The organism is Bradyrhizobium sp. 1, assembly GCF_023073315.1.
GTDB lineage: Bacteria > Pseudomonadota > Alphaproteobacteria > Rhizobiales > Xanthobacteraceae > Bradyrhizobium.
Map to the genome: position 1 here is coordinate 653,256 of NZ_JADPJH010000033.1, position 22,513 is coordinate 675,768.

General features: G+C 64.8%; 26 protein-coding genes and 1 tRNA gene. 12 read left to right on the forward strand and 15 right to left on the reverse strand.

What is annotated here, in order from left to right; translation table 11 throughout:
• Positions 1-62: 62 nt before the first annotated feature.
• Positions 63-593, reverse strand: coding sequence for a hypothetical protein (locus IVB29_RS28075; protein ID WP_247506639.1), 531 nt, complete (start codon positions 591-593; stop codon positions 63-65).
• 35 nt (positions 594-628) lie between these two features.
• A complete protein-coding gene (locus IVB29_RS28080; RefSeq protein ID WP_247506640.1) occupies positions 629-1,120 on the reverse strand; it encodes a hypothetical protein in 492 nt (163 codons plus the stop codon).
• A 306-nt stretch (positions 1,121-1,426) separates the two neighbouring features.
• Between IVB29_RS28080 and IVB29_RS28085 the strand changes: the two genes are divergently transcribed.
• Both IVB29_RS28085 and IVB29_RS28090 read left to right on the forward strand, forming a co-directional pair.
• A complete protein-coding gene (locus tag IVB29_RS28085) occupies positions 1,427-1,897 on the forward strand; it encodes a hypothetical protein (RefSeq protein ID WP_247506641.1) in 471 nt (156 codons plus the stop codon).
• 191 nt (positions 1,898-2,088) lie between these two features.
• Positions 2,089-2,163 (forward strand) — tRNA-Thr (locus IVB29_RS28090).
• Between the two features lie 18 nt (positions 2,164-2,181).
• Here IVB29_RS28090 and IVB29_RS28095 read toward each other — a convergent pair.
• On the reverse strand, positions 2,182-2,601 hold the full coding sequence (locus tag IVB29_RS28095) for a GFA family protein (protein ID WP_247506642.1): 420 nt from the start codon (positions 2,599-2,601) through the stop codon (positions 2,182-2,184).
• 127 nt (positions 2,602-2,728) lie between these two features.
• On the opposite strand from IVB29_RS28095, the gene IVB29_RS28100 reads away from it, so the two are divergent.
• On the forward strand, positions 2,729-2,995 hold the full coding sequence (locus IVB29_RS28100) for a hypothetical protein (RefSeq protein WP_247506643.1): 267 nt from the start codon (positions 2,729-2,731) through the stop codon (positions 2,993-2,995).
• 4 nt (positions 2,996-2,999) lie between these two features.
• Here IVB29_RS28100 and IVB29_RS28105 read toward each other — a convergent pair whose 3' ends face one another.
• Together IVB29_RS28105 and IVB29_RS28110 are read right to left on the reverse strand one after the other, a co-directional pair.
• Positions 3,000-4,832, reverse strand: coding sequence for a PQQ-binding-like beta-propeller repeat protein (locus tag IVB29_RS28105; RefSeq protein WP_247506644.1), 1,833 nt, complete (start codon positions 4,830-4,832; stop codon positions 3,000-3,002).
• Between the two features lie 116 nt (positions 4,833-4,948).
• Entirely contained in the window at positions 4,949-5,647 is a 699-nt protein-coding gene (locus tag IVB29_RS28110; RefSeq protein ID WP_247506645.1) for a class I SAM-dependent methyltransferase, read from the reverse strand.
• A gap of 86 nt (positions 5,648-5,733) precedes the next feature.
• Here IVB29_RS28110 and IVB29_RS28115 point away from each other — a divergent pair, with 86 nt between their 5' ends.
• Positions 5,734-6,495, forward strand: coding sequence for a dienelactone hydrolase family protein (locus IVB29_RS28115; protein ID WP_247506646.1), 762 nt, complete (start codon positions 5,734-5,736; stop codon positions 6,493-6,495).
• A gap of 10 nt (positions 6,496-6,505) precedes the next feature.
• On the opposite strand, the gene IVB29_RS28120 is transcribed toward IVB29_RS28115, so the two are convergent.
• Positions 6,506-7,225, reverse strand: a complete 720-nt coding sequence (locus IVB29_RS28120) for a class I SAM-dependent methyltransferase (protein ID WP_247506647.1) — start codon at positions 7,223-7,225, stop codon at positions 6,506-6,508.
• A gap of 248 nt (positions 7,226-7,473) precedes the next feature.
• Positions 7,474-9,171 carry a HAMP domain-containing methyl-accepting chemotaxis protein gene (locus IVB29_RS28125; protein ID WP_247506648.1) on the reverse strand — a complete coding sequence of 566 codons (1,698 nt, stop codon included), beginning with the start codon at positions 9,169-9,171 and terminating at the stop codon, positions 7,474-7,476.
• 231 nt (positions 9,172-9,402) lie between these two features.
• Here IVB29_RS28125 and IVB29_RS28130 point away from each other — a divergent pair, with 231 nt between their 5' ends.
• Positions 9,403-9,636 (forward strand): hypothetical protein, encoded by a 234-nt coding sequence (locus IVB29_RS28130; RefSeq protein WP_247506649.1) that lies wholly within the window; start codon positions 9,403-9,405, stop codon positions 9,634-9,636.
• A gap of 190 nt (positions 9,637-9,826) precedes the next feature.
• Here the strand turns inward: IVB29_RS28130 and IVB29_RS28135 are convergent, their stop codons facing one another.
• Positions 9,827-9,991: a hypothetical protein gene (locus IVB29_RS28135; RefSeq protein ID WP_247506650.1), complete on the reverse strand. Its 165-nt coding sequence runs from the start codon at positions 9,989-9,991 to the stop codon at positions 9,827-9,829.
• 103 nt (positions 9,992-10,094) lie between these two features.
• On the opposite strand from IVB29_RS28135, the gene IVB29_RS28140 reads away from it, so the two are divergent.
• A complete protein-coding gene (locus tag IVB29_RS28140; protein ID WP_247506651.1) occupies positions 10,095-10,538 on the forward strand; it encodes a hypothetical protein in 444 nt (147 codons plus the stop codon).
• 302 nt (positions 10,539-10,840) lie between these two features.
• Positions 10,841-11,095: a hypothetical protein gene (locus IVB29_RS28145; RefSeq protein ID WP_247506652.1), complete on the forward strand. Its 255-nt coding sequence runs from the start codon at positions 10,841-10,843 to the stop codon at positions 11,093-11,095.
• Positions 11,096-11,191: 96 nt separating this feature from the next.
• Here IVB29_RS28145 and IVB29_RS38575 read toward each other — a convergent pair whose 3' ends face one another.
• From IVB29_RS38575 to IVB29_RS28165, 4 genes are all read right to left on the reverse strand, one after another.
• Positions 11,192-11,434 carry a hypothetical protein gene (locus IVB29_RS38575; protein WP_346731310.1) on the reverse strand — a complete coding sequence of 81 codons (243 nt, stop codon included), beginning with the start codon at positions 11,432-11,434 and terminating at the stop codon, positions 11,192-11,194.
• Positions 11,435-11,687: 253 nt separating this feature from the next.
• Entirely contained in the window at positions 11,688-12,398 is a 711-nt protein-coding gene (locus IVB29_RS28155) for an outer membrane protein (protein WP_247506653.1), read from the reverse strand.
• 296 nt (positions 12,399-12,694) lie between these two features.
• Positions 12,695-13,129: a hypothetical protein gene (locus tag IVB29_RS28160; protein ID WP_247506654.1), complete on the reverse strand. Its 435-nt coding sequence runs from the start codon at positions 13,127-13,129 to the stop codon at positions 12,695-12,697.
• Between the two features lie 321 nt (positions 13,130-13,450).
• Entirely contained in the window at positions 13,451-13,849 is a 399-nt protein-coding gene (locus IVB29_RS28165) for a hypothetical protein (protein ID WP_247506655.1), read from the reverse strand.
• A 251-nt stretch (positions 13,850-14,100) separates the two neighbouring features.
• Here IVB29_RS28165 and IVB29_RS28170 point away from each other — a divergent pair, with 251 nt between their 5' ends.
• Together IVB29_RS28170 and IVB29_RS28175 are read left to right on the forward strand one after the other, a co-directional pair.
• A complete protein-coding gene (locus IVB29_RS28170) occupies positions 14,101-14,643 on the forward strand; it encodes a tetratricopeptide repeat protein (protein ID WP_129267988.1) in 543 nt (180 codons plus the stop codon).
• A 112-nt stretch (positions 14,644-14,755) separates the two neighbouring features.
• Complete coding sequence (locus IVB29_RS28175) at positions 14,756-16,141, forward strand: serine hydrolase domain-containing protein (RefSeq protein WP_247506656.1); 1,386 nt, start codon at positions 14,756-14,758, stop codon at positions 16,139-16,141.
• On the opposite strand, the gene IVB29_RS28180 is transcribed toward IVB29_RS28175, so the two are convergent.
• Positions 16,131-17,687, reverse strand: coding sequence for a peptidase S10 (locus tag IVB29_RS28180; protein ID WP_247506657.1), 1,557 nt, complete (start codon positions 17,685-17,687; stop codon positions 16,131-16,133). The genes IVB29_RS28175 and IVB29_RS28180 overlap by 11 nt on opposite strands.
• A 181-nt stretch (positions 17,688-17,868) precedes the next feature.
• Here IVB29_RS28180 and IVB29_RS28185 point away from each other — a divergent pair, with 181 nt between their 5' ends.
• The 3 genes from IVB29_RS28185 to IVB29_RS28195 all read left to right on the forward strand — a co-directional run bounded on the left by IVB29_RS28185 (position 17,869) and on the right by IVB29_RS28195 (position 19,891).
• Positions 17,869-18,648, forward strand: coding sequence for an NAD kinase (locus IVB29_RS28185; protein WP_247506658.1), 780 nt, complete (start codon positions 17,869-17,871; stop codon positions 18,646-18,648).
• Between the two features lie 87 nt (positions 18,649-18,735).
• Positions 18,736-19,281, forward strand: coding sequence for a response regulator (locus tag IVB29_RS28190; protein ID WP_247506659.1), 546 nt, complete (start codon positions 18,736-18,738; stop codon positions 19,279-19,281).
• A 31-nt stretch (positions 19,282-19,312) separates the two neighbouring features.
• Complete coding sequence (locus IVB29_RS28195) at positions 19,313-19,891, forward strand: Hpt domain-containing protein (RefSeq protein WP_247506660.1); 579 nt, start codon at positions 19,313-19,315, stop codon at positions 19,889-19,891.
• 114 nt (positions 19,892-20,005) lie between these two features.
• Here the strand turns inward: IVB29_RS28195 and IVB29_RS28200 are convergent, their stop codons facing one another.
• Together IVB29_RS28200 and IVB29_RS28205 are read right to left on the reverse strand one after the other, a co-directional pair.
• Complete coding sequence (locus IVB29_RS28200; protein WP_247506661.1) at positions 20,006-21,181, reverse strand: DUF2336 domain-containing protein; 1,176 nt, start codon at positions 21,179-21,181, stop codon at positions 20,006-20,008.
• A 156-nt stretch (positions 21,182-21,337) separates the two neighbouring features.
• The gene (locus IVB29_RS28205; protein ID WP_247506662.1) at positions 21,338-22,405 is read right to left on the reverse strand and encodes a lytic transglycosylase domain-containing protein; all 1,068 of its coding nucleotides are present in this window, start codon (positions 22,403-22,405) and stop codon (positions 21,338-21,340) included.
• Between the last annotated feature and the right edge of the window lie 108 nt (positions 22,406-22,513).

A 22,513-nucleotide genomic window follows, 5' to 3' on the forward strand; every position in this document is an offset into this window, starting at 1 on the left:
AAAAACAAAACGCCCGCCCGCATTGCGCGGACGGGCGTCTCGTCAGTTCGACCGATCAGAGATCAGTAATAGCGGCGCAGCACGCGGTGGCCGCCGTAATACGGCGCCGGCGCGTAGCGACGCTGGGCGTAGCCGTAGCGCGGGCCATAGCCGTAATGGGTGCGCGGCAGATAGCCGGCGCGCGGACCGTAGCCGTAGCGATACGGACGGTAGTACGGGCGGCGATAGGGATAGGCAGCCGGCGCTTCGACGGCGGCAGCGCGATAGCCGTAACCGTTGCTGTAGCCATAGCCATGACCGTAGCCATAGTTCGCGGGGGCGACGACCGCGTCCTCACGATAGGTCGGATACGGCGCGAAGGCGCCCGGGCCGGTGTAGGTCGGGCCCTGGTTGACGTAATAGTACTGCGTGGTCGGCTCGGCGAGACGCTCATAGGCGCCGTAGCCGGCGCCATAGCCGCCGCAACCGGTGTTGCAACCGGAATAGACCGGCGCAACCGGCTGGCACGGATTGAAGCCGCAAGCCGCGGCGGGCGCGGTGGCGACGAACATCACGGCAGCTGCCGCGACCAGTCCCGAAATCATCTGACGCATTACTCTCTCCTGTTGATTTCCGTTTTTGACGTTTCTTAACCCGGCGGCTTGCCGGGCACCTCTGCACGCGGCCGCGGCCGCGGCCGACGATGCTGCGGATTCACATTGATCTCCGGCGCCAGGATCACCGGCGGCGGATCGATGGGCACGTCCATCTGCGCCGGCAGCGGCGCCGATTGCGCGCCCCAGCTCTGGTGATAGCTCTCGGCGGGTTTTGGCAATTTGCGGTTCGCAGGCGGCTCGACCTCGAGCCGTCCGTAGCCGGGCCGCAAGCCCAGTGTCGGATAATAATGGCCGACGTCGTCGGGCTGCCGCTCGGCGATATAGCGTCCGCCGTAGATCGTCGGCTGCACCTGCACGTTCTTGCCGAGGCCCCAGACGCCTTCGACGACGCTGTAGGACGCATCGATGCCGTTGATGATGATGGGTACGCCGGGACGGCCGGGAACGACGATATCGAAGCCGCCGCCGGCAAATGCCGTCGCGGGCAGTCCGATCAAGAGGGCAGCGAGTGCCACGGCGCGCATGAAGAGATTCCGTTTAATCCGGCGACAACCTAACCGATCGCGACGCAGAGAGAGTTAAGGCCAGCTCACCAAATGCCGGTAAGCCTAACACGCAAGGGTCGATAGCGGCTCAAATGCCGCGGACTGCGCTAGCCAAGCGTTAACGGGACGCGAACCCGCCGCACCTGCCGGAGCGCACCAGGTTGCGTGGCACAAACTGCACATCCTGGGCGGGCTCACGTCGATGTGACCCCGCACGCGAGAATCCGCGGAACGAGTGCCGGATGGCGCGCTTAGCACTGGTCTCAACAACATGGAGAAAATGCCATGACAAGCCTGAAGCTTCTGGGCCTGGCCGCAATCGTCGCGTCCACGCTGGCGACACCTGCCTTCGCGCAAACGACAGTCGACAATTCGGGCCGCTGCACGGGGCTGTTCCAGGATCCCCAATGCCAGAATCTCGGCCCCGGCAATCCCACCACTGATCGCGCCTATCGCCGCGGGCACATGGCCCGGCAGGTGAACCGGAATGACGGAACACAATCGGGCTTCTGGCCGGTCGACACCGCGGGCGCGGTCGCCGGTGCCGCCGTCGGCACCGCGGCAGCCGTTGCATCGGCACCGTTCCGCGGCTGGGACAATTCCTATGCCTATGACAATTCCGGCGACTACAACGGCCGATACGGCGAAACGGGCTGGCACGGCAGCTGGGACGCCTATGCGGCCCGCAACGGCATCGTGTGCAGGCCCGGCACCTGGTTCAAGGGCGACGACGGCCGGCAGCACCCCTGCCAATAAGGCCTTCTGCCATCGCCTTGAAATGGTTTGAGGCGGCCCATTGGGCCGCCTGTTTCATGCCGGCGAAAGGCGCCTTCGGGTTCTGGCACTTTCCGACCAAGTCTGATATTGCGGCGCGCACGGGGTGACAGCTCCGGCCCAGGCCGGCCCTGCATGTTCCTTGCCCGTTTCCTTGCCTGTTTCCTGGCGTCGCCGGCTTAGCTCAGCGGTAGAGCAGCGGTTTTGTAAACCGAAGGTCGGGGGTTCAATCCCCTCAGCCGGCACCAGCGCTCGATGCGCGCCCTTCAACCCAAACTCTTCCGCGCGCTGCCCTGTTCAAGGTGCTCGATGCCGGCGCCGTCGATCCCGACCCAGGCATGTTTCGATCGCTCGAAAACCGATCTGAAAGGCGCCGGGAAATTCGGATCCGCGATCGCGCCAACGGCAACGCCGATCATGGCCGGCAAATTGTCGGCCTTCCAATAAATCGTCGAGCCGCACTCCGAGCAGAAATAACACCGCACCCTGCCCCCGCTCTCGGCAGCACGAACATATTCCTTCGGCGTTCCCGCGATCGTCACCGCCTCGACCGGGTAGAACGCACCGACACCGAACGGCGCGCCGGTGCGCCGCTGGCAATCGATACAATGGCAGGCCGCAACCAGCCTGGTCGGCCCAGGAAGCGAAATCGAAACAGCACCGCAACTGCATCTGGCATCAATCATCGAATACACTCCGTTTCCTCGCGCGATCGACTGCCCGGCATTCTGTTCCGCCGGGAGATTGCATGGGACTCATGCACAACGCCCGCCGGCCCGCTCCGTATCTCGAAGCGCAGAATTCGGAGCGTGCATGCCCATTTTGACCGACCAGGAAGACCTCGCCATTCAAGCCAAGCTCAATTTCATTCTCGGTGCCAAGACCTACGACACATACCTTCAGGGCTTTCGCTGCGCGGAATTGTCCGGCGGCGTCGTGATCGCCTACGCCAGGAGCGAATACATGGCGGGCGTGATCAGCGCCAAATACAGCACGCAGATCGCCGTCGCGGTCGCGAGTATCGTCAGGCAACCCGCCGCAATGGTGCTCGTCCTGCCCTGTCGCAAGCAGCCGCGGTGAGCCCTCATTCGGTCCCCACCTCGAACGCCAGCAGCACGTTGCCGGCCAGCCCGCTCCACTGGCCGTAGCCGGAATTGGTGTAGAGCATGCCGCCTGCGATGACGGGCCCGGGACCGTCGATCGCCCCGCCATGGGCGGGCACGCCGTTGACGGCCTTGTAATCCTGAGCGGTATCGAACTCCCACAGCAGCTTGCCGTCGGTGGCGTAGGCGCGCATGAAGCCGCTGACGCTGCCGGAGAACACCACGCCCGGGATCAGGGTCACTGCCGCCGAAAGCGCGGGGCTGCATTGGATACGATCGCCACAGGCGACCGGCGGCACCTCCATCGCGACTTTTCCGCTGGCGAGATCGAGGCCGAACAGGCCACCACCTTGCGTGGAATCGAGCTGCCGCGTGCCGTCGCGCCTGAAGCGCACGTCGGAGTTCGCGACATAGATGCGGTCCCCATCCGCAGCCGAGCCCCATTCGCTGCCGCCGAGCGCACCCCCCTTTCCGACACGCGTCTGCCAAAGGATCCTGCCGCCATCGTCGGGATCAAGCGCATGCACGACGCCGGATTTCTGCGCGATGGCAACAATGCGTCTGCCGTCGCGCAAGGTCACGAGGAGCGGCGACTGGCCGAAATCGTGATCGGGTCCATGATCGTCGGGACAATTGGTCTTGTCCGCAGTGTAGCACGCGACGACATAGGCGTCCTTCGGCGTGGCCTGCTGCGTCCAGAGCAGCTTGCCCGTCGCAAGATCAAGAGCAAGGATCGCATCGCTCGTTGCCGCCGGCGGGTTTGAATAGGAATTGCTGGTCGCGACATAGATCGCGCCACGCTTCACATCGATCGTCGGTGCCGACCAGATTGCGGCACCGGACGGACCATAGAGCTGCGTGCCCCGCGCATTCTTGCCGGTTGGCTGCGGCACGTCAGGGATCGTATAGGCCTGCCACAACGCCTTGCCGGTCGCGGCCTCTATCGCCACCACGCTGCCGCGGAAGGTGCAGCATTCATAAGAGGGTTGCGAGCCCGAGGCTTCCTCGAGCGAGGACACCGGCACGTAAAGCACGCCGGCATGCAGCGTCGGCGCGCCGGTGATGCGCGCGGCCGGATGCTCCTCGACCCTGGTTTTCCAGATCAGCGCGCCGGTCAGCGCGTTCACGGCATAGGCATTGGCACGCAAATCGCCGAAGAAGATCGCAAACTGGTCGGAGCCGGGAAGCGGCGCGACACTGATCGCAGCGCGCACCGCGGCATCGGTCGTGAGCGTCCACAGCGTGCAGCCGCTCCGCGCGTCGAGCGCGTGCACCTTGCGGTCGGTGCCGCCGATGAACAACAGTCCGCCCACAATCGTCGGCGGCGCAAAGGACACCGAGGCGCCGGGAAAGGCATAAGCCCATTTCAGCTTCAGGCGCGGCACCTGCTCCACCGTCAACCCCGCCATGCCGGCCGGCTGGAAGCGGCTGTTGCCGGCGTCGACGCCCCATCCGTTCCAGTGCGGGCCCTCGAGTGGTTGTGGAAAGCCGCGGGTCTCTTGCATGCAGCGGCCTTCCGCATCGGCTGCGGCGCCAGTTGCGGCCTTGCCGGTGACGAAGGAAGCGATCGCGCGGCGTTCCGCGTCGCTGCGGTCCTTCGCCATCGCCGACATGCTGCCGGAGGTCAAGGTCCCCAGCACATGATCGAACGACATCGCTTGCATGGCACCGCGCGCGGGCGCGCGGCTCTGGGCATCGCCGCCATCGTGACATTGCGCGCAATGCGTTGCGTAGAGCGCGGCGCCGTCCTGCTGTGCCATCGCCGGGGCGCAGCACCACATCAACAAGGCGGCTATGAGAACGTTCAATCTCATGGCGTGCTCCGGCATCGTCACCCCGACGCGAGATGGCTTTACACAACCAGAAGTATACCGCGACCGCAATCATCGATGCAACGGAGGTTTCACCCGCGTCCGTCACATCGCCGCGGCTATGCGGGCGCGATCGGACATTCATCCAGCCGCCACAGCCCGAGACTCTTGTCGCGCCAGCCGCCTGCGCCCTCCTCGCAGCGCTCGTTGATCAGTTCGCGCGGCTCCGGCCAGTTGAACGGCGCCTTCTCCATGTTCAGTGCGCGCCAGTCGCCGTCATCGCAATCGCGATTGCCGTCCCATTCGGGAAACGTCGTGACCAGCAGGAAGCGCGCGCCGCTGGCACGAAAGTTTTCGACGGCGCGGGCGATGTTGTCGAAACTCAGATGCACCAGACAGTCCCGGCACAGGATCAGGTCGGAAGGCGGCAGCGCATCGCGCGTGACATCCGCAACCCAGAAACGGCCGGCTAATTCGCCACGCGCGACGCGCTGGTTGTTGGCCGCGATCAGCGACGGCACGATGTCGATGCCGGCATAGTCGAGGTCGAGCTTCATGCGGCCGATCCAGCCCGCATCGCCGCACGGCGCATCGAGCAGCGAGCGCGCGTCGAGCCGTTGCAGCAAAGCCGGAAGCGCGTCCCGGATCGCAGCGGTCGCCGAGTCCTCCGAGCCGAGGCCCGACACCGAACTGGCCGCACCCCACAAATTCGTCCTCTCGATCCGCTCGAACCGCGCGGCAAGATCGAGGCCCGCGAAATTGTCGCGATCGGCGACGAACCGCTCATGGGCGAGCACGGGTGGACGGTCGGCGATCATCGGATCTCGCACAGGACAAAATTCGGTCGCAGGTGCACTATACATTGGACCTGCAGCCGCCGAAATCATCTTGAATGAGACTGCCGATGATCACCCGCCGAACAGCTCTGTCGGGCCTGGCCGCGCTGCTGTTGCCGTCCGCAGCTTATGGCACGCCAGACGAAGAGTTCAGCATACCCTCTGAAGGCGCTCACCTGTTGGCGTCGCGGTACGCGGCAGGCACGGCGGGAAAGCGGCCTGCGGTTATCCTGCTGCATGGCTCGCGCGGCATCGAGCTGAGGCCACGGGCCTATCAGCGCTATGCCGACGCGCTGTCGACCGGAGGTATCGACGCCTACCTCTTCCGCTACATGAGCGAGAGCGATACCGCAGCGCTCAATCCGGGGACGAGCACTCAAGCTGCCCGCGTGGCCTATGAAGCGGGGCGCTTCGACAGCTGGTCGGATGCGGTGTCCGCCACGGTCACAACAATTCTCGGCCGCTCAGATAGCTCCGGGCATGTCGGCTTGCTGGGCTTTTCGCTCGGCGGCTTCATCGCCGCCAATACCGCCGCCCGCGACGCGCGCATTGCCGCGCTCGCCGTGCTCTATGCCGGGATGCCCGAAGCGACGGCCGGCAAGGTCAAGCATATGCCGCCGATGATCGAGCTGCATGGCGAAGCCGATCGGAACGTATCCGTCGAGAACGGCAAGAGGCTGATCGAGCTTGCGAGGTCCGTCGGCGCCGAAGCCGAGTTCGTGCCCTATCCGGGCAAGACCCACGGGTTCGACTTCTCCGACACCGACCCGGCGACATCAGATGCGATCGGTCGCGTCACGCGGTTCTTCCAGGCGAAGCTCGCCGTCTGACCGCCTCGCCTCAAGCCGGCTTCTGCCACTCCATGATGTGAAAGAAAGGCACGCGGCGATGACGCGCAATTCTGTCGGGATCGCCGCCTGTAGGCTGCGGCTCGATGAACAGGCGCAATTGAAGCCCGTGATCGAGCAGCAGCGTCATGTAGGTGCTGAGCGGGCGGTGCCAGTTCTGGATCCGGATGCCGCGCCAGCCCACCCAGACCGCCCGCTCGTCCATGTAGTGATCGATGGCGAAACGCAGGATGCCGTCGCTGTCACGCGTCCAGCCCTCGGGCGGGCCGGCGGTGTTGAAGCTGGTGAGGTTGGCGATCAGGAGCGTGCCGCCGGGCCGCAGCGCCGCCACCATCTTTGCGATCGACGCAGCGAGATCGGGCATGTCGATCAGGCTGAGATAACTGACGACCAGATCGAACTCCGCATCGGCCTCCATCGTCTCAGCGCGGCCGAGCCGATAATCGCCGTCCGGATCCAGCTCCCTGGCCCGCGCGAGCAGCGCTTCGGTCGGATCGATGCCGGTGGTGCGAATGCCTGCACGCTGCATGATCCGGCAGAATCGCCCTTCCCCGCAGCCGACATCGAGCGCATTGCGGACACCGCGTCCTTCGATCCGCGCGCGCATCGGCTCGTCCAGCACGAAGCGACGGCCATAGTCGCCGTCTTCACCCTGCTCGATGATCCAGGCAGCCGCCGACGCGGTCCAGCCGCCGCTGATATCTTCGTTCATGGATTGGCCTTCGGGGGTCGACGCGGCGCACACCGCCGCGGGACGGTCACTGACCACAGATTGGACCGAAGTTCAACATGAGGTAGCATGCCGGCCGCATGCGCCCCACCACCGCCAGCGAGAAAGCCAAAATGGTCGCCGGCGCGGTGACGGCCGTCATCATGACGGCCGTGCTGTTTGTCGTCGTGCTTGCATTCCTGATGCAATAGGCGCCCTCAGTGCGGCGGACGGATGCCGCCGCGCGGGGATCAGGCGGCGCGCACCGTGCGCAGGAATTTTCCGACTTCGTCCTTGAGCCGGTTGCTGTCGGTTGCCAGCATTTTTGCGGTCGAGAGCACCTGCGATGAGGCCGAGCCGGTCTCGGCCGCGCCGCGCTGCACGTCGGTGATGTTGGTGGAGACCTGCTGGGTGCCGTGCGCGGCCTGCTGCACGTTGCGTGAGATCTCCTGGGTCGCGGCGCCCTGCTCCTCGACGGCCGCGGCAATGGTCGACGACACCTCCGACAGCCGCTCGATCGTCGCGGAGATGTCGCGGATCGCGTTGACGGATTCCTGCGTCGCGGTCTGGATGCCGGAAATCTGCTGGCTGATCTCGCCGGTCGCCTTCGCGGTCTGCTCGGCCAGCGTCTTCACCTCGGCGGCAACGACCGCAAAACCGCGGCCGGCTTCGCCGGCGCGTGCCGCCTCGATCGTGGCGTTCAGCGCCAGAAGATTGGTCTGGCCGGCAATGGTGTTGATCAGCTCGACGACGTCGCCGATGCGCGTTGCCGCAACCGAGAGCTCGCTGACCCGCTCGGTCGTGGTGCGGGCCTGTGTGACGGCCTCGCCGGCCATCCGCGCGGATTCCTGCACCTGGCGGCTGATCTCGTTGACCGAGGAGGACAGCTCTTCCGTGGCGGTCGCGACCGACTGCACGTTGCCGGTGGCTTCGCCCGACGCGGTCACGACGACCGAGGTCAGCTCCTGCGCGCGCTGCGCGGTGGTGGCCAGCGTCGAGGACGATGCTTCGAGCTCGGTGGAGGCGGATCCGACGGTCTCGATGATCTCGCCGACCGCACGCTCAAAACCGTCGGCCAGGTTGACCATGTCGCGCTTGCGCTGCTCGGCCGCCTGCTTCTCGGCTTCGACCTGTGCCGCCTTGAGGCGCTCGACCTCGAGCCCGTTGGTCTTGAAGATTTCGACGGTCTTGGCCATGTCGCCGATCTCGTCGCGGCGTTCCTTCTCGGGCACCTCGATCTTGAGATCGTTGCGGGCAAGGCCCTCCATGGCGAGCTTGAGCCGGGCGATCGGCTGCGACATCGCCTTGAGGCCGATGAAAAGCGCGATCGCAATGCCCAGCAGCAGGCCGCCGGCGCTGACGCCCATCACGGTCCAGGTCGCGGATTTGGCGTCGCGATTAATGGCTTCCTTGCGCTGTGCAACAACCTTCGAGACATCCGCCGTGAATTTGGCGACGCGGTCCAGCGATGCGTCGATCAACGGATCACATTCCTTGTGGGCGCGCTCCGAGGCCTTCGCATTCTCTTCCGGGCTGCTCGCCTGCGCGCCAGCCTGAAGCACCGGATCGCAGCCGCCGAAGACGGCCTTCAACTGGCCGCTGATGCTCTTGATCTCGGTCGCGCGGGAGGGATCGTCCTTTTCCGCTGCATCGAGGTATTGGCCGATCTCATTACGGTTCTGGTTTGCGGTCTTGAGGCGATTGGCATTGCCTGCTTCGGTCGCTTCGGTGAACACGGCATAGAGCGCGGCATGGTAGGTCTCGATGCGGCGCTGGGCCCGTGTAAGATTGAGCGCCGCCGACTGTGCGGCATCGAGCTCGCTGAAGCCGTCGACGGTCGCAGACAGCTCGCGCGTGCCGAAACCGGCGACGGCAACCATCGCACAGCCCATCACGGTCACGATCAGCGCGACCTTCCATACGATCTTCAGATTGTTCAAAAAGCTCATCTCAGCCGCCCAATGATTTTTTCCGGTCTCCAGTGACCGAAGCAGTTCCAGCGACGCCATTGGAACCGGTGGACGTTAAAAATTGATACCAAATGTCGCTCGCAATCTTACGGAAAAATAACCGTACAGGGCCTGGACGTAAGCTTCACGTAAGCTTCAGCCGCTTTTGGCGGCATTTGGTCCGCTTTCATTTGCCCGGAACCAAGCGCAGCCGTCGTCCGTTGTGGGCGCATGACGATCAGAGAAGAAAACCGAAACGTGTTTCTGCTCACGACAGTGGCGGTGTGCTGCGCCACCGTGGCAGGCACGCTGGCGTTGTTCGAACCAGTGTTTGGGCAGGGCCCAGATAAGGTCTCCGAGAAGCAGGTCGCCGACAGCAGGCCGGTCGATGCCATCGCTCAGGCGCCAGTGCGGGTGGTCGGCGGTACGCCCTTTGTGCCCAACGTCAATCCGCGCGAGCGATAGCGCTCACATCTGCAAGACAATCGCATCAAGACAATCGCATATGGCCATCCTTCGAGACGCCCGCGGTTGGCGCGGGCCCTCAGGATGAGGATCGAGTGCACGGTCGTTGTTGCGACGGCCGCGAAGCGGTCGTCTCGAAGGACGAGGCGCGCGCTCAGGTCGTGCAAACCGCCATATGTGACTGCCCTACTCAGGTCGGGGAGGTACCCTCACCCTCCCCAGGCTGGGCATGGGCGCGCGCCAACTCCTCGACGAAGGCGATCACCTCCGCCCGTTTGTCGGGCGGCAGCGACAGGAAGGCGCGAACGAGCCGCAAGCCCTCCGCCTCGTCCGTGCGTTCTTTTCCGGCATCCATGCCAGCACTGTCGGGCGCCCGGGAAAAATATGCAATCCCTTGCAGGATACCTTCTTGATTCGTCCCTCGGGCTTTGCTGGAATAGCTCCAACAGAGGTGGACCATGAAGTGGATCAGAGAGCGCGACGCGCTGATCGCGCAGACAATGGCCTTCGTCCAATCGGTCACGGGCAAAAAGGATGGCTTCCATCCGCCGGAGACCTCGGCGACCGCGTCTGCGGTCACCACCGAAACCGTGACTGTTCAGGAGATCGTGACAGTCCAGATTATCGAGGCTGAACCCCCGCTGGCGTTACGGCCGCCCGAGCCGAAGGTGGAGGCCTCCCCCCGGCCCATCCAATCCCCGCCCACCCAAGTCCCGCCAGTCCAGATCCCACCGCCCCGGATGGGCGGCGACGTTCGCTCCGAGATACAGGCCCGGATCGCCAATTTCCGCAAGCATCAGGAACGGTTCGAGCGCGAGCGGGAGGAATATTGCGCGGCCACCCTGACCAAGCTTCGTGCCGCCATTCGCGACCCTTCTCTCCGTCCGTCCGCCGAAGACTAAGGCCGGCGGCCGGTCGGGCAGCTACAGCCAGGACCACACCAACCAAAGATTGGCCGCACAGGCGCCGAACAGTGCCAGCGTCAGTGGCAACAGCATGTGCCCGCAGCAGGTTTTGAGGTCGGTCGACATGGCCGAAACATCCGCTGATTCCGGCAAATGAGTCCCGGGGATTCTTTTTTTGGGGATTCAAGACTCGTTAAGGACTCAGGGCCCGACAGCTCCAGCTCTTGATCACGGCCCCGTGATCGGGCCGGAACCCCTCTCCGGCGAAGTCGTTAACGCGGTTTCCCGGAGCGGAAAGAATGCCCTACGCCCTGTTCTGCAACGACGCTCAAATCAGCAAAGCCTATCCCGATGAGGCCGACGTCTGGGGGCTGGCGCAGCGAAGCGGCCTCGTCGTGGACGTCAGCACGGACGACGACCGCCACGGGCCGCGCCGGGTGCTCGACAATGATTACGAGATCAAGCCCTGCCGGGCAGCCCAAGGCGAGGACCCCGCCAGGAACAAGGCCGAAGCCGAGCGGCTGTCCAGAATGGAGCCGCAACTGAATTCCTGAAGTCAGGCCGCAAGCCCCAGGGATGTCTTGAAGTCCCAAGGATGTCTTGAAGCCCCAGGGATGTCTTGAAGTCCAGGGATGTCTTGGGAAGCAATCTCAGGGGGTCGCGGTCGCCAGTGACGCCTGCTCGCCGGCCAGAGCCACACAGGCCTTGCGGCGGTGCAGTCCGCGGATCGCCCCCGTCACCTTCAGCACCTTGCCCGACGGACAGGAGGCGTCCTTGACGAAGGCCACCTCATAGGGTGCCAGCATCAGAGGCTCGGACTTGAGGATTGTCTGTGCAGCGCACGGCAAGGAAATGAAGCACGAGAGCACTACTGCCGACACCAAGATACGCATGTCCGTCGTCCCACCAGCCCGGTAATTCTCATATAACGCATTGCGGAGCACGAGTTCCGTAAGCGGCAAAAATTATTTTTGCTTTACCCGAGCCCCATGACACGCGTGAGAAAGCGCGCGCCGGACTGTTTGCTTGCAAATGACGCGCCAGATGGTTCACGCAAAGCAAACAAGCGGCGAGCAAACAGGCGCAGACAAACGAAAGGCCGGCGAGAGCCGGCCTTTGTCAGATCGTCGTCGCGTTGGCGGCGGGTCAGTAGCGCGTGGCTGCCGGACCGCCCCAGCCGAAGCGGTAGTTCACACCGACCTTGACGGTATGCTCGTCCTCCCGGCCCCGCACGCCGACGACGTCGGCCGGGCCGGAGGTGATCGTTGTGCTGCCGAAGTTGTAGTACTGGTACTCGGCCTTGGCCGACCAGTTCGGCGCGAACATGTATTCCAGGCCGGCGCCGACGGTGTAGCCGTCCTTGTTATTGCCAGTGGCGGTGAAGGCCTGCGGCACACCGGCGACGTTGACGCCAAGACCGCCATTGCGCCAGGCGTAACCGCCCTTGGCGTAGAGCAGCGCCGGGCCCCAAGTGTAGCCGATGCGGCCGGTCACCGACCCGAGCTGGTCGGTGTTGGACGTCACCTGCGTACCCAGCGGGAACGTGACACCACCGTTGTTGGTCGGCAGCCAGGAATACTGGGCCTCGATACCCATCACCCAATTGGGGGCGAACTGGTAGTCGAAGCCACCCTGCACGCCGCCCAGGAAGCGGGCGTCGCTGGACTGGAAGCTGCTGTCGCCGGCGAACGCGCCGCCGACATGGCCGCCGATGTAGAATCCGGTCCAGTTGTAGATCAGCTGCGGCGGCGTATAGGCGGGCGCCTTGGTGTAGGTGCGCGGCTGCATATCGGCCGCTGCGGCCGGTGCCGCCAGCGCCAGCAGGGCGGCGGCTGCGCCCAGCAAAATCGTTTTCATGGTCATCCCCGTTCTTTCATTTACGACACTCAGGAAACAACGTGGCGTGAATTGGGTTGCTTCGCGGCGATGCCGGAACGTTGATCGTTCGTAACTGTGACGGGGCGGCAACAACGCGATTTTGTTCCGTCACGCCTGCTTGCGCCGACATATTTTGTGCGCACAAGGCCTGCCTGCAAGTCCAGCCGTAACGATTTGTCGCGAGACAAACCAGCCCGTTCAAAGCTCGCCGAAATGTGATCCAGCGGCTCCGGCAGCCAATGTCCTACCACCGGGCGATGAAGGCGGGCTTTGCGCTACCGCGTCATCTTTTCCAGTTCCGGAAACGGAGCGTAAACCGCGCCGGCGCAGAGCTCGCCGGCACGATCGAAGATGCGGTCGCCCCGCCCGTTGACGAACACGGCGGCCCGTTCGCGCATGCCCTTGTAGCTGCCGTCGGTCTCGCGTGGCGTGAAGCGCAGGCAGGCGACGTAGAACTGGCGTCCGCCGATCTCGCGCAGCACCGGCTCGGCCATGCTGGCCTCACGGACGCCGACGGGATTGTTGAGGTAGCTGCGCATCAGCGCCAGCGTGTCACTGCGGAAATTGTCGGGAAACGGCTGCGGCCCTCCGGCCTGGGTCCCCTCCATCGGGGATGGGCGGTCACCGTCGCTGCCAAAACACGCCGCCAGCGCCAGCGGCAATGCCAGGATCAATACCAAGCTCACCGCACGTTTCGCCGATCGCCCCACAGCTCACGCTCTCCGCTCGAACAGACTCGGAAGACGTTCCAGCCCCAAGGTTGCAATGATGCATGTCTAGAGGTGTTTTGCCCGACGAGTCAACGGATTCGTAAAATCCGCAGAATTGCACCGGCCGTCAAGCCATTGATTCTGCTGTCACCGGCTACTGTGCATGGGGTTGTTTTCGCGGTTTTTGTTTGCGGTCGCGAAACGCACCGGCCCGCCGTCAGCACCGCGGGCTTTCGCACGAGGCATGACGAACGGGCCGGGCCTGAATTCCGCACACGGCGGCGGGGCAATGCTGGATGCCGCCGCGCGCAGGATCAGTCGTTAGCTGCGCTTCTCGCTGGTCAGCGGCTTGGTCATGTCCGGCTGCGCCTTCAGCGACTTCCTCGCCGACAGATGCTTGTGGTGATGGCGATGGGTGCGCACGGTCTTGTGCTCGTCGGGGGTGACCGCGGCGTTCGCATTCATCGGCTTCGACTTGGTGTCGACCTTGGCGTCCGCCTTGACGTCGGCCGGCTTCGCGTCGGAAGCCTTCACGGCAGAGGTTTTGGCATCGGCCTTGATGCCGGCATCCGGCTTCGCGGCGGTGGTTGACGTCTTGGTCTGGCTCTGGTCCGCCTTGATCACCGGCGTGGTCGTGGTGGTCTTGCCGGACTCGGCCGCGAAGGCCGGGGCTGCGATCACGGAAGCGGCGAGCAAGGCTGCGGAAATGGTCTTCAACATGGTGTGTCTCCTCTTGGAAGGATCTTGAGGCAGCGCCCTCTCGCCAGCTCTTCGATCGTGGGTGTGAGCCTAGGGGAGGCGCGCTGAACCCATTCTGAAGCCGGTTGCCAGCTTCCGTTCATCTGGATGACAAGTTTGTCATGCCCCCGGGGGCGAATAGATCGTGCGATGCGGGAATGTTTTTGCCCCATGGGTGTTCCGGTCTTTGGGCAATCGTGTAGGATCGCCACGTTCCATACGGGAGAACTTAGATGCGCAAACTCTCAATGCTTGTCGTGCCGGGTCTCGTCGCCATGTCGCTGGCGGCCGCACCGGTGCTGTCCAGCGCTTACGCCGCCGGCAGTGACGAGCCTTCGTCGCCCCCGAAGTCGGATTCCTCGTCCAAGAAGGGCAAGAAGAAGAGCTCCTCCATCAGCGATCCGAAATTCCTCGCGGCCTATCGCACCGCCTACACCACGATCTACGACAACCACGACTACACCGGCGCGATCGGCCAGCTGAAGTCGCTCGAGCGCAACGACGTCGCCGACGTCGCGAACCTGATCGGCTATTCCTACCGCAAGCTCGGCGACTACCAGTCGTCCAAGATCTATTACGAGCTGGCGCTCAAGGACGACCCGAACCACGTCCGCACATGGCAGTATTACGGCCTCTGGCAGCTCGAGCAGGGCAACCGTGAGCAGGCGCAGTATCACCTCAACAAGATCGCCTCGCTCGCCGGCACCGACAGCTCCGAGTATCGCTCGCTCGCCGCCGCGCTCGACAAGCCGACCGGCGCGACGCTCGTCTACTGAAGACGGCGCATCTTCGAACGACAGGAACGGGCACAACCTTTCAGGTTGTGCCCGTTCCGCTTTCTCGGCTAGCCTTTCGCACCAATCCTCCCCCTCCCAAACTGGTAGCGCAATGGACCCGTGGCTGCGATCCGCGATCGACTACATCGGCTCCTGGATCGAATTCCAGCAAACGACAATCCAGCAGCCCGGCGTCATGGTCGCCTTCGTCCATCGCGGCGAGGTCGTCGCCGAGCGCGCATTCGGCCTCGCCAATCTCGACACCGGCGAGAAACTGACCCCGCGCCACCGCTTCCGCATCGCCTCGCACTCGAAGAGCTTTACCTCGGCCGGCATCATGAAGCTGCGCGAGCAGCGCAAGATCAGGCTCGACGATTCCGTCGGTCAATACGTCAGCGGCCTGCATCCGCGCGTTGCCGAGACGACGATTGCGCAGGTGCTCTCGCATAGCGCGGGGCTGACGCGCGACGGTGCCGATTCCGGGCAGTTTATCGACAGCCGCTCCTACCTGAACGCAAAAGAGTTGATCGCGGAGCTGAAGCTGCCGACCGCGATCGAGCCGGGCACGCGCTTCAAATATTCCAACCACGGCTTTGGCTTGATCGGCCTCGTGATCGAAGCCGTGACGAAGGAGCCCTACCCGGTCTGGATCAAGCGCGAGATCATCGAGCCCGCAGGCTTGCGCGAGACGGAGCCGGACGCGCCGCTTCCCAAGGGCGCATCGTTCGCGCGCGGCCACACGCGAAAACTGCCGCTGGGCGAACGCTGCGTGATCCCCGGCGACAATCCTGCTCACGCGATGGCATCCGCCGCGGGTTTCGTCGCCACCGCCGCCGACACGGCCCGCTTCTTCGCGCAGCTTGCACCCAATGCCAAAAAGAGCGTGCTGTCGGCCGCGAGCCGCCGCGAAATGACGCGGCATCACTGGCGCGTTCCGCAAAGCTTCGAGGGCTATTACGGTTTAGGCGTCAATGCCGGCAAGACCGACGGCTGGGACTGGTTCGGCCATGGCGGCGGCTTCCAAGGCTACATCTCCCGGACCTGCTCCATCCCCGGATGCGAGCTCGCAATCAGCATCCTCAGCAACTCCATCGACGGCGCAGCCCCGTTCTGGATAGACGGCGCGATGCAGATCCTGCGCACCTTCAAGACCCGCGGCGCGCCCGACCGCCGCGTGCGCGACTGGACCGGCCGCTGGTGGACGATCTGGGGCGCCACGGACCTCGTACCGATGGGCAACCGCGTGCTGGTCGCCAATCCCCAGTTCAATAATCCGTTCATGGATGCCGCCGAGATCGAGGTCACAGGCCGTGACACCGGCAAGCTCGCCTGGGCGGCCGGCTACTCCAGCCACGGCGAGCCGGTCCGCCGCGTCCGCGACAAGCGCGGCAAGGTGAGCGACGTCTGGCTTGCGGGAGCTAACATCAAGCCGGCGAGCGCCGTGGCGCGCGAGATCGAACGGAGATATAAGCCTCGCAAGCGCCGCCCTACTCCCTGATCAGCGCCTCGACCTCGCCGCGAAATGCCTGCCGCGAGCCGTCGCGCGAATAGAACATGTGGCCGCCGGGATAGACGACGAATTTCACACGCTGCGTCGCGAAGGCCGGCAACTGGTCGAGCACCCGCTTCGATCCGAAATAGGGCGTGGCGAGATCGAACAGGCCGTGCCCGACCAGCACGTTGAGCTTTGCATCGGTCGCGAGGATCTGGCGCAGCTCCGACACCGATTGCGGCGGGTTGATGCCGCGGCCGAAATCCCAATTGCCCTCGACGGCGCCGTTCAGCACTTCGTAGGAGCCGTCCGGCCGCCAGTTGAGTTTGCGCGAGAGGACATCGACCGCGGCACTGGTCAACGGCGCCTGGAGCGCATCGCCCGAGGGGTCGCCGAAACGGGAGTTGCCCGAGTCCGGATAGGGATCGAAGCCGCGCACGGAGGCGTCGTAGCGTCCCGTCACCTTGCCGCTTCTGCGGTCGAACTCGCGGCGGAATTCGCCGACATCGAAGCGGCCGGCGAGCCTGCGGCTCACCGTCTGGTCGATGCCGGTGAGCTCGGCGACCTTGTCGGCAAGACGGTTGGTGGCCTCCTTGTCCGCCTCGCCCTTGACGAGATCTGCCAGGAACTCGCCGCGCGCGTAAGCCTCGACATCGGCGAGATCGGCGCGCTTGACCGGACTCTTGGCTTCGCGCGCGACCGCCACATAGCTCGGCAGCGTCGCGACATATTGCAGGAGGCTGGTGCCGGTGAACTCGCGGAAGTCGAGCAGCGGCGACACCAGGATCAATCCCCTGACGCCGACGCCGTGCTGGAGCTGCAACTGGCGCACCACCTTCGGCCCGCGGATGCCACCATAGCTTTCGCCGGCGACGTATTTCGGCGAGGTCAGCCGGTCGTGTTTCTCGAGCCAGCGGCGGATCACCAGCGCAATCGAATTGGCGTCGCCGTCGACGGAGTAGAAGGATTTTCGCGCATCCTCGCCGCTGGCGATGAAGCGGCTGTAGCCGGTGCTGACGGGATCGATGAAGACGAGATCGGTGAAGTCGAGCCAGGTCTCGGCGTTCGGCTTCACCTCGGGCGAGGCCGACGGCGACAGCGCCTCGCCATCGAGCGGCAGCCGCCACGGCCCGGCAGCGCCGAACTGGAGCCATGCCGAGGACGCGCCGGGTCCGCCATTGAACAGGAACGTCACGGGGCGCGTCGCGCGGTCGGCGCCGTCGAGCTCGTAAGATGTATAGGCAATGTCGGCCAGCGGCTCGCCCTTGCCGTCGAACACGCGGATCGAGCCGGCGGTCGCGGCGAAGCTGAGGGTGCGGCCGGGCAGATCCAGCGTCTGCTTCGTGGTCGAATCCGACGGCAAACGGTGCGGCTCGGCGGTCGACTGCGCATTCTGCGCGCCGCCACCACGCCCGCCCTTCTGGCCGGCCGGCGCCGCCGTTTCCGCGCGCGGCTGCGGCGGATCGTCCGCGCGCGCAAAGCCGGCGAGCGCAAAAGCCGATACTGCCAGCACCAGGGCCGTTCGTCGGAGCGCCGGCAAGCTCGTGACCATGATCGTTCTCCTTGCCCGGCCGTGAGAGCCGGTGCACACGGGAGGCTAGCGGGGAATTGCGACGGTTTGGGGGATCAGCGGCCTGGCGGCGCCTGCAGAGGCCGGTCTCGACAATACAGGCCCACCTCGTATAGACGAGCCCGGCGGAACTTTCTCCAGCGAGCGGCCCTGCCCGGAAGCCATGACCAAGCCAGCGCGATACGACCGGATCGCCTTTGTCGCCAGCCCGAGCAGCGAGGCGCAAGCGGCCTTCGGCCAACTGACCAGGGAGTACGGCAATTGCACCCCTGTGGAAGCCGACGTCGTGGTCGCGCTCGGCGGCGACGGGCTGATGCTCCAGACGCTGCACCAGAACATGCACACGGGAAAGCCGATCTACGGCATGCACCGCGGCACTGTCGGCTTCCTGATGAACGAGTACTCGACGGTCGATCTTCGTGCGCGTCTGGAGGCGGCGCATGAATCCGAGATCAATCCGCTGCTGATGCGCGCGACCGACGCCAAAGACCGCGTTCATCTGCATCACGCCATCAACGAGGTCGCCCTGTTCCGGCAGACCTATCAGGCCGCGCGCCTGCGCATCCTGATTGATGAGCGCGAGCGCATGCCCGAACTGATCGCCGACGGCATCATGGTGGCGACGCCAGCAGGCTCCACCGCCTACAATCTGTCGGCGCAGGGACCGATCCTGCCGATCAACGCCGCGCTGCTCGCACTGACGCCGATCAGCGCCTTCCGCCCGCGCCGCTGGCGCGGTGCGCTGCTGCCCAACACCGCTTATGTCGTGATCGAGGTGCTGGAGGGCGACAAGCGCCCCGTGGCGGCGGTCGCCGACCACGATGAGGTACGCGACGTCCGCCGCGTCGAAGTGCTCGCCGACAAGACCATCTCGATGCGCATGATGTTCGACCCCGGCCACAGCCTGGAAGAGCGGATCCTGCGCGAGCAATTCGGCTCCTGAGCGTCTCGCCAGACCGCCAATCGCAACGCTTCGTTAACCCCCGGCGCGATATGGTTAACGAAAGTTGACCGCTACGGCCCGGGCTCCATGTTCCGCATCGATTTCAACAAGCTCCGCTTCCTCATCTGCGACGACAATCCGCACATGCGCCGCATCCTGCGGACGCTGCTGCATTCGTTCGGCGCACGTGAGGTCTACGAAGCCGAGGACGGCGCCACGGCGCTGGAAATGTACAGCCATTACGTGCCCGACATCGTGATTGCCGACTGGGCCATGCCGATCTTCGACGGGCTCGAACTCGCGCAGATGATCCGGCAGCCGGATTCCAAGGGCAACCCTTACGCGCCGATCATCATGCTGACCGGACATTCCGAGAAGCGCCGCGTCACGGTCGCGCGCGATGCCGGCGTCACCGAATTCCTGGCCAAGCCGATCTCGGCGAAGGGGCTCTACCAGCGCATTCTCAACGTGGTTGCCAGCCCCCGCCCCTTCATCAAGACCAAGACCTATTTTGGCCCGGATCGACGCCGCAACACCGCCTCCGCCTATATGGGACCCGAGCGTCGCATCGGCGAAAAGCACGAGGTGCTCCAGCAGCCCTCGCTGCTCGACAAGGCCCGCTCCTCCATCTAGCGCAACGTCACACACGGTCAAGGCAGACATCATGGCGAAGAACAGCGCAAAGGACATCGAGGTCACGGCTTTCGCCACGCACCAAATCATCACGCAGCCCAATCCGCTGCGCAAGGTTATGCGCCGTGTCGAGGAAAAGGACATGGACGATCCGGTCGGCCGCGCCGAGCAGGCGCTGGCAGACCTCTCGGGCGAGTTCAAGGGCTGGATGACGACCGAGGTGAATCGCCTGTCGGCCGCCTACGTCGCCATCCGCCATGAGGGCTTCACGAAGGACAGGCGTGACGAGCTGTTCCACGCCACGCACGACATCAAGGGCGACGCCGCGACCTTCGGCTATCCGGCCGCAGCGGGAGTCGCCGAAAGCCTGTGCCGCGTCATCGAGCACGCGCCTGATCTCGAAAAGGTGCCGGCCGAACTGTTCACGCACCACATCAACGCGATCCTCGCCATCGTGCACGAGAACACCAAGCTCGACAGCATCAGCGTCTCAGCCGAGCTCAGCCGCCGCCTGCGCAAGGTCGCCGACGATTATCTCGCCCAAGTCAACCGCGACCGCCCCGAGCATCTCGAGGCGATCCTCGCGCCGAGCATCGTGCCGGCGGAGTAGTTCTCTCCTCTCGTCATTGCGAGCGCAGCGAAGCGTGCCCACCATTCGTACAGCGAATGCGGATGCATGGTGGACACGGCGCCAGAGCGCCTTTGCCGACCCTACGGCATCTCGTTACGCCGCGATCAGATCTTCGTAAACCGGATCGATCGCATCGTCCGCGACGATCTCGTCGCAGAACAGCCTTGCCTCTTCGCGTGCCGATTCGGTGGCGAAGCGGCGGAGCAGGACCATCAGCGGCTCGGCGGCACCGCGGTCGGTCTCGCAATGGGTGAGCACGCGCTCGACCATGCGCCGGCGCAGCCGCGCCGCGCCGTCGTCACTGTCGACGAAGCCCTGCTCGTGGCAGGCATCGAGCGCGACCTGGAATGCCGCAAACGTCGCCTCGGGCAGCCCGGCGCGGCGGAGCAGCGCAGGCAGGCTGTTGCCGCCGCGATCGTGCAACAGCGCGGAGACGCGCGCCAGCGGAAGGTCGGCGAGTTCAGCTAGCGCCGCGTCGAACAAATCGAGATTGCTCGACAGCAGCGCGCGCAGGATCAGGCCCGCGGTCAGCTGGCCGGTGACGCGCAAATGATGGACCAGGCCCTGCATGTCCTCGCCACGCGAGCGCGCTGCGATGTTCATGGTGGAGCGATCGCGCGCCTCGACCGTCACGCGCTCGGCACGGTCGGCGCTCAGCCAGTTTCGTGCCACGACGAATTGTGCGAGGGTCTCGGAAAGCTTCGCCACCAACGCGGCGCGCGTAGCCGCCGGCAGATCCTCCAGCACCAGCATTGCCTCGCGGATCGCGGCGAGATGACCGTGACGCTCGACGATGCGGTTCCAGGAGAACGGCGCGAGCTCGGCATGGGAATTTTCGATCAGCTCCAGCGCTGCCGCTGGGCAACCGACTTCGGCGATGGCGGCGCAGACCGATACCGGCAGCGCGATGCGGCGGGCGACCGCGCATTGCACCTCGTCATTGCCGGTCGCGACGATGTCGACGAGGTCGGCATCGATCAGCAGCGGAGAATGTTCGAGCACGGGGAGCGCCACGGTCGGCTGGTCTGCCGACAGCGCCCGCACGATCGACGCCGGGGCATCCGTGCTGCGCGCAAAAGCCTCGGCCATCGCCTGCCGCACCAGCGGCGAGGGATCGTCGAGCAGCATCAGCAGCGCGCCTTCGGCGGCGGCGCGGTCGTCATGGGAAAGGTCTGAGATCAGCCAGGCCCGGGCCAACGCCCGTGTTGCCTCGGCCCGCTCGCCAGCGGGCGCCGTCCTGATCCAATTGATGAACTGCCGAACGATCATGTTGCTTCCGGCCTACGCAACCCAACGAAAATGGTGACGTCTGATCACCTGCAACACAAAATAAACCATGACGCTTAACAAAGCGTTCACCATAACTGGCTGGTTTTATTGAGGATTTGTTAAGGGAACAAAGGCGCCCAGCGTCGCGACGGCGCGTTAGCTCGAGAACGTGCCGCTGCGATCGCTGAAGAGATCGAGCGGCTGCGGCGGGCGCACGTCAGGCGTTGCCGAAGTGGCCGACGCCAGCGAGGCGTTGTCGCCCCACAATTTCTGCACAGTCGTCGAGACCGGCTGCGTGACATCGCCGGGCTGGTAGATCGAGCGGAATGCCGGTGTGACCGGCGTATTGTCTGCGACCGTCGTTGAAGCCGACGACGTCGTGCTCACCGGCGCCACGCCGCGCGCATCCGGAAAGGTCTGGAGATAGGCGGCGTTGTCGATGACAGGCGCGGTCGGCTGCACGCCATTGGCGCTCGCGACCTGCGTCGTCGAAGGGCTGTCGCCATACATCGCCATTGCACCACGGGTCGTTTTCGAATTTGCCGCGCTGGCGTAGCGCGCGTCCAGCACCGAATAGACTTCGGAGACGCTGCGGGCGCTACCGTCCTTGGCGTAGAAGATCGAGCGATTGGCGGAGGCCGCGCTGGGAAACAGCCGCGCGCCGACCGCATGCGGATTGTCCTCGGCGTTGGCGATCAATTTTGCCGCTCCGCCGACGCCCATGAAATGCGCCATGTAGAGTTCGCTATCGCTTGGCCGGCGGCCAAGCAGGCCGGTGAGCTTGAAACTGTTCGACTGCGTCAGCGCCGCCGCCATGCTGGATGCGGCCTCCGGATCGTCACGCAGCTTCATGATCGACCGCTTCATCACGGGATCATCGACGGCGTAGGTGCCCGACGAGGTTCTGGTGATGGCGTCGGAATAATTGCCATAACCGAGCTGGGTGCCCGCCTCTTTCACGGTGCCGAGCCAGGTCTGGTCGATGAACTGGTACAGCCCGTGCGCGGATGACGTGGTGGCCCCCGCCGCCGGATCGAAATCCGATTCCATCTTGGCGGTGGTCAGCATGTATTGGAAGCTGACGCCGGTCCGGCTGGAGACCTGCTTGATCGCACCGGCCACGCGTGCCCGCGACGGATCGAGACCCGACGTCTGCGTGGCACCGGAATTGTCGACCGACATGATGAAGTGCCCGCCCCGCGCGGCATTGAGCGACGCCGGCAATTCGGCGCCCTGTCGCCTCACCGTGGGACAGGTATGGTTAATGCGGAGTTAATTTGGGGACTTCCGTCATTCCGGGGCGCGCGAAGCGCGAGCCCGGAATCCATCGCA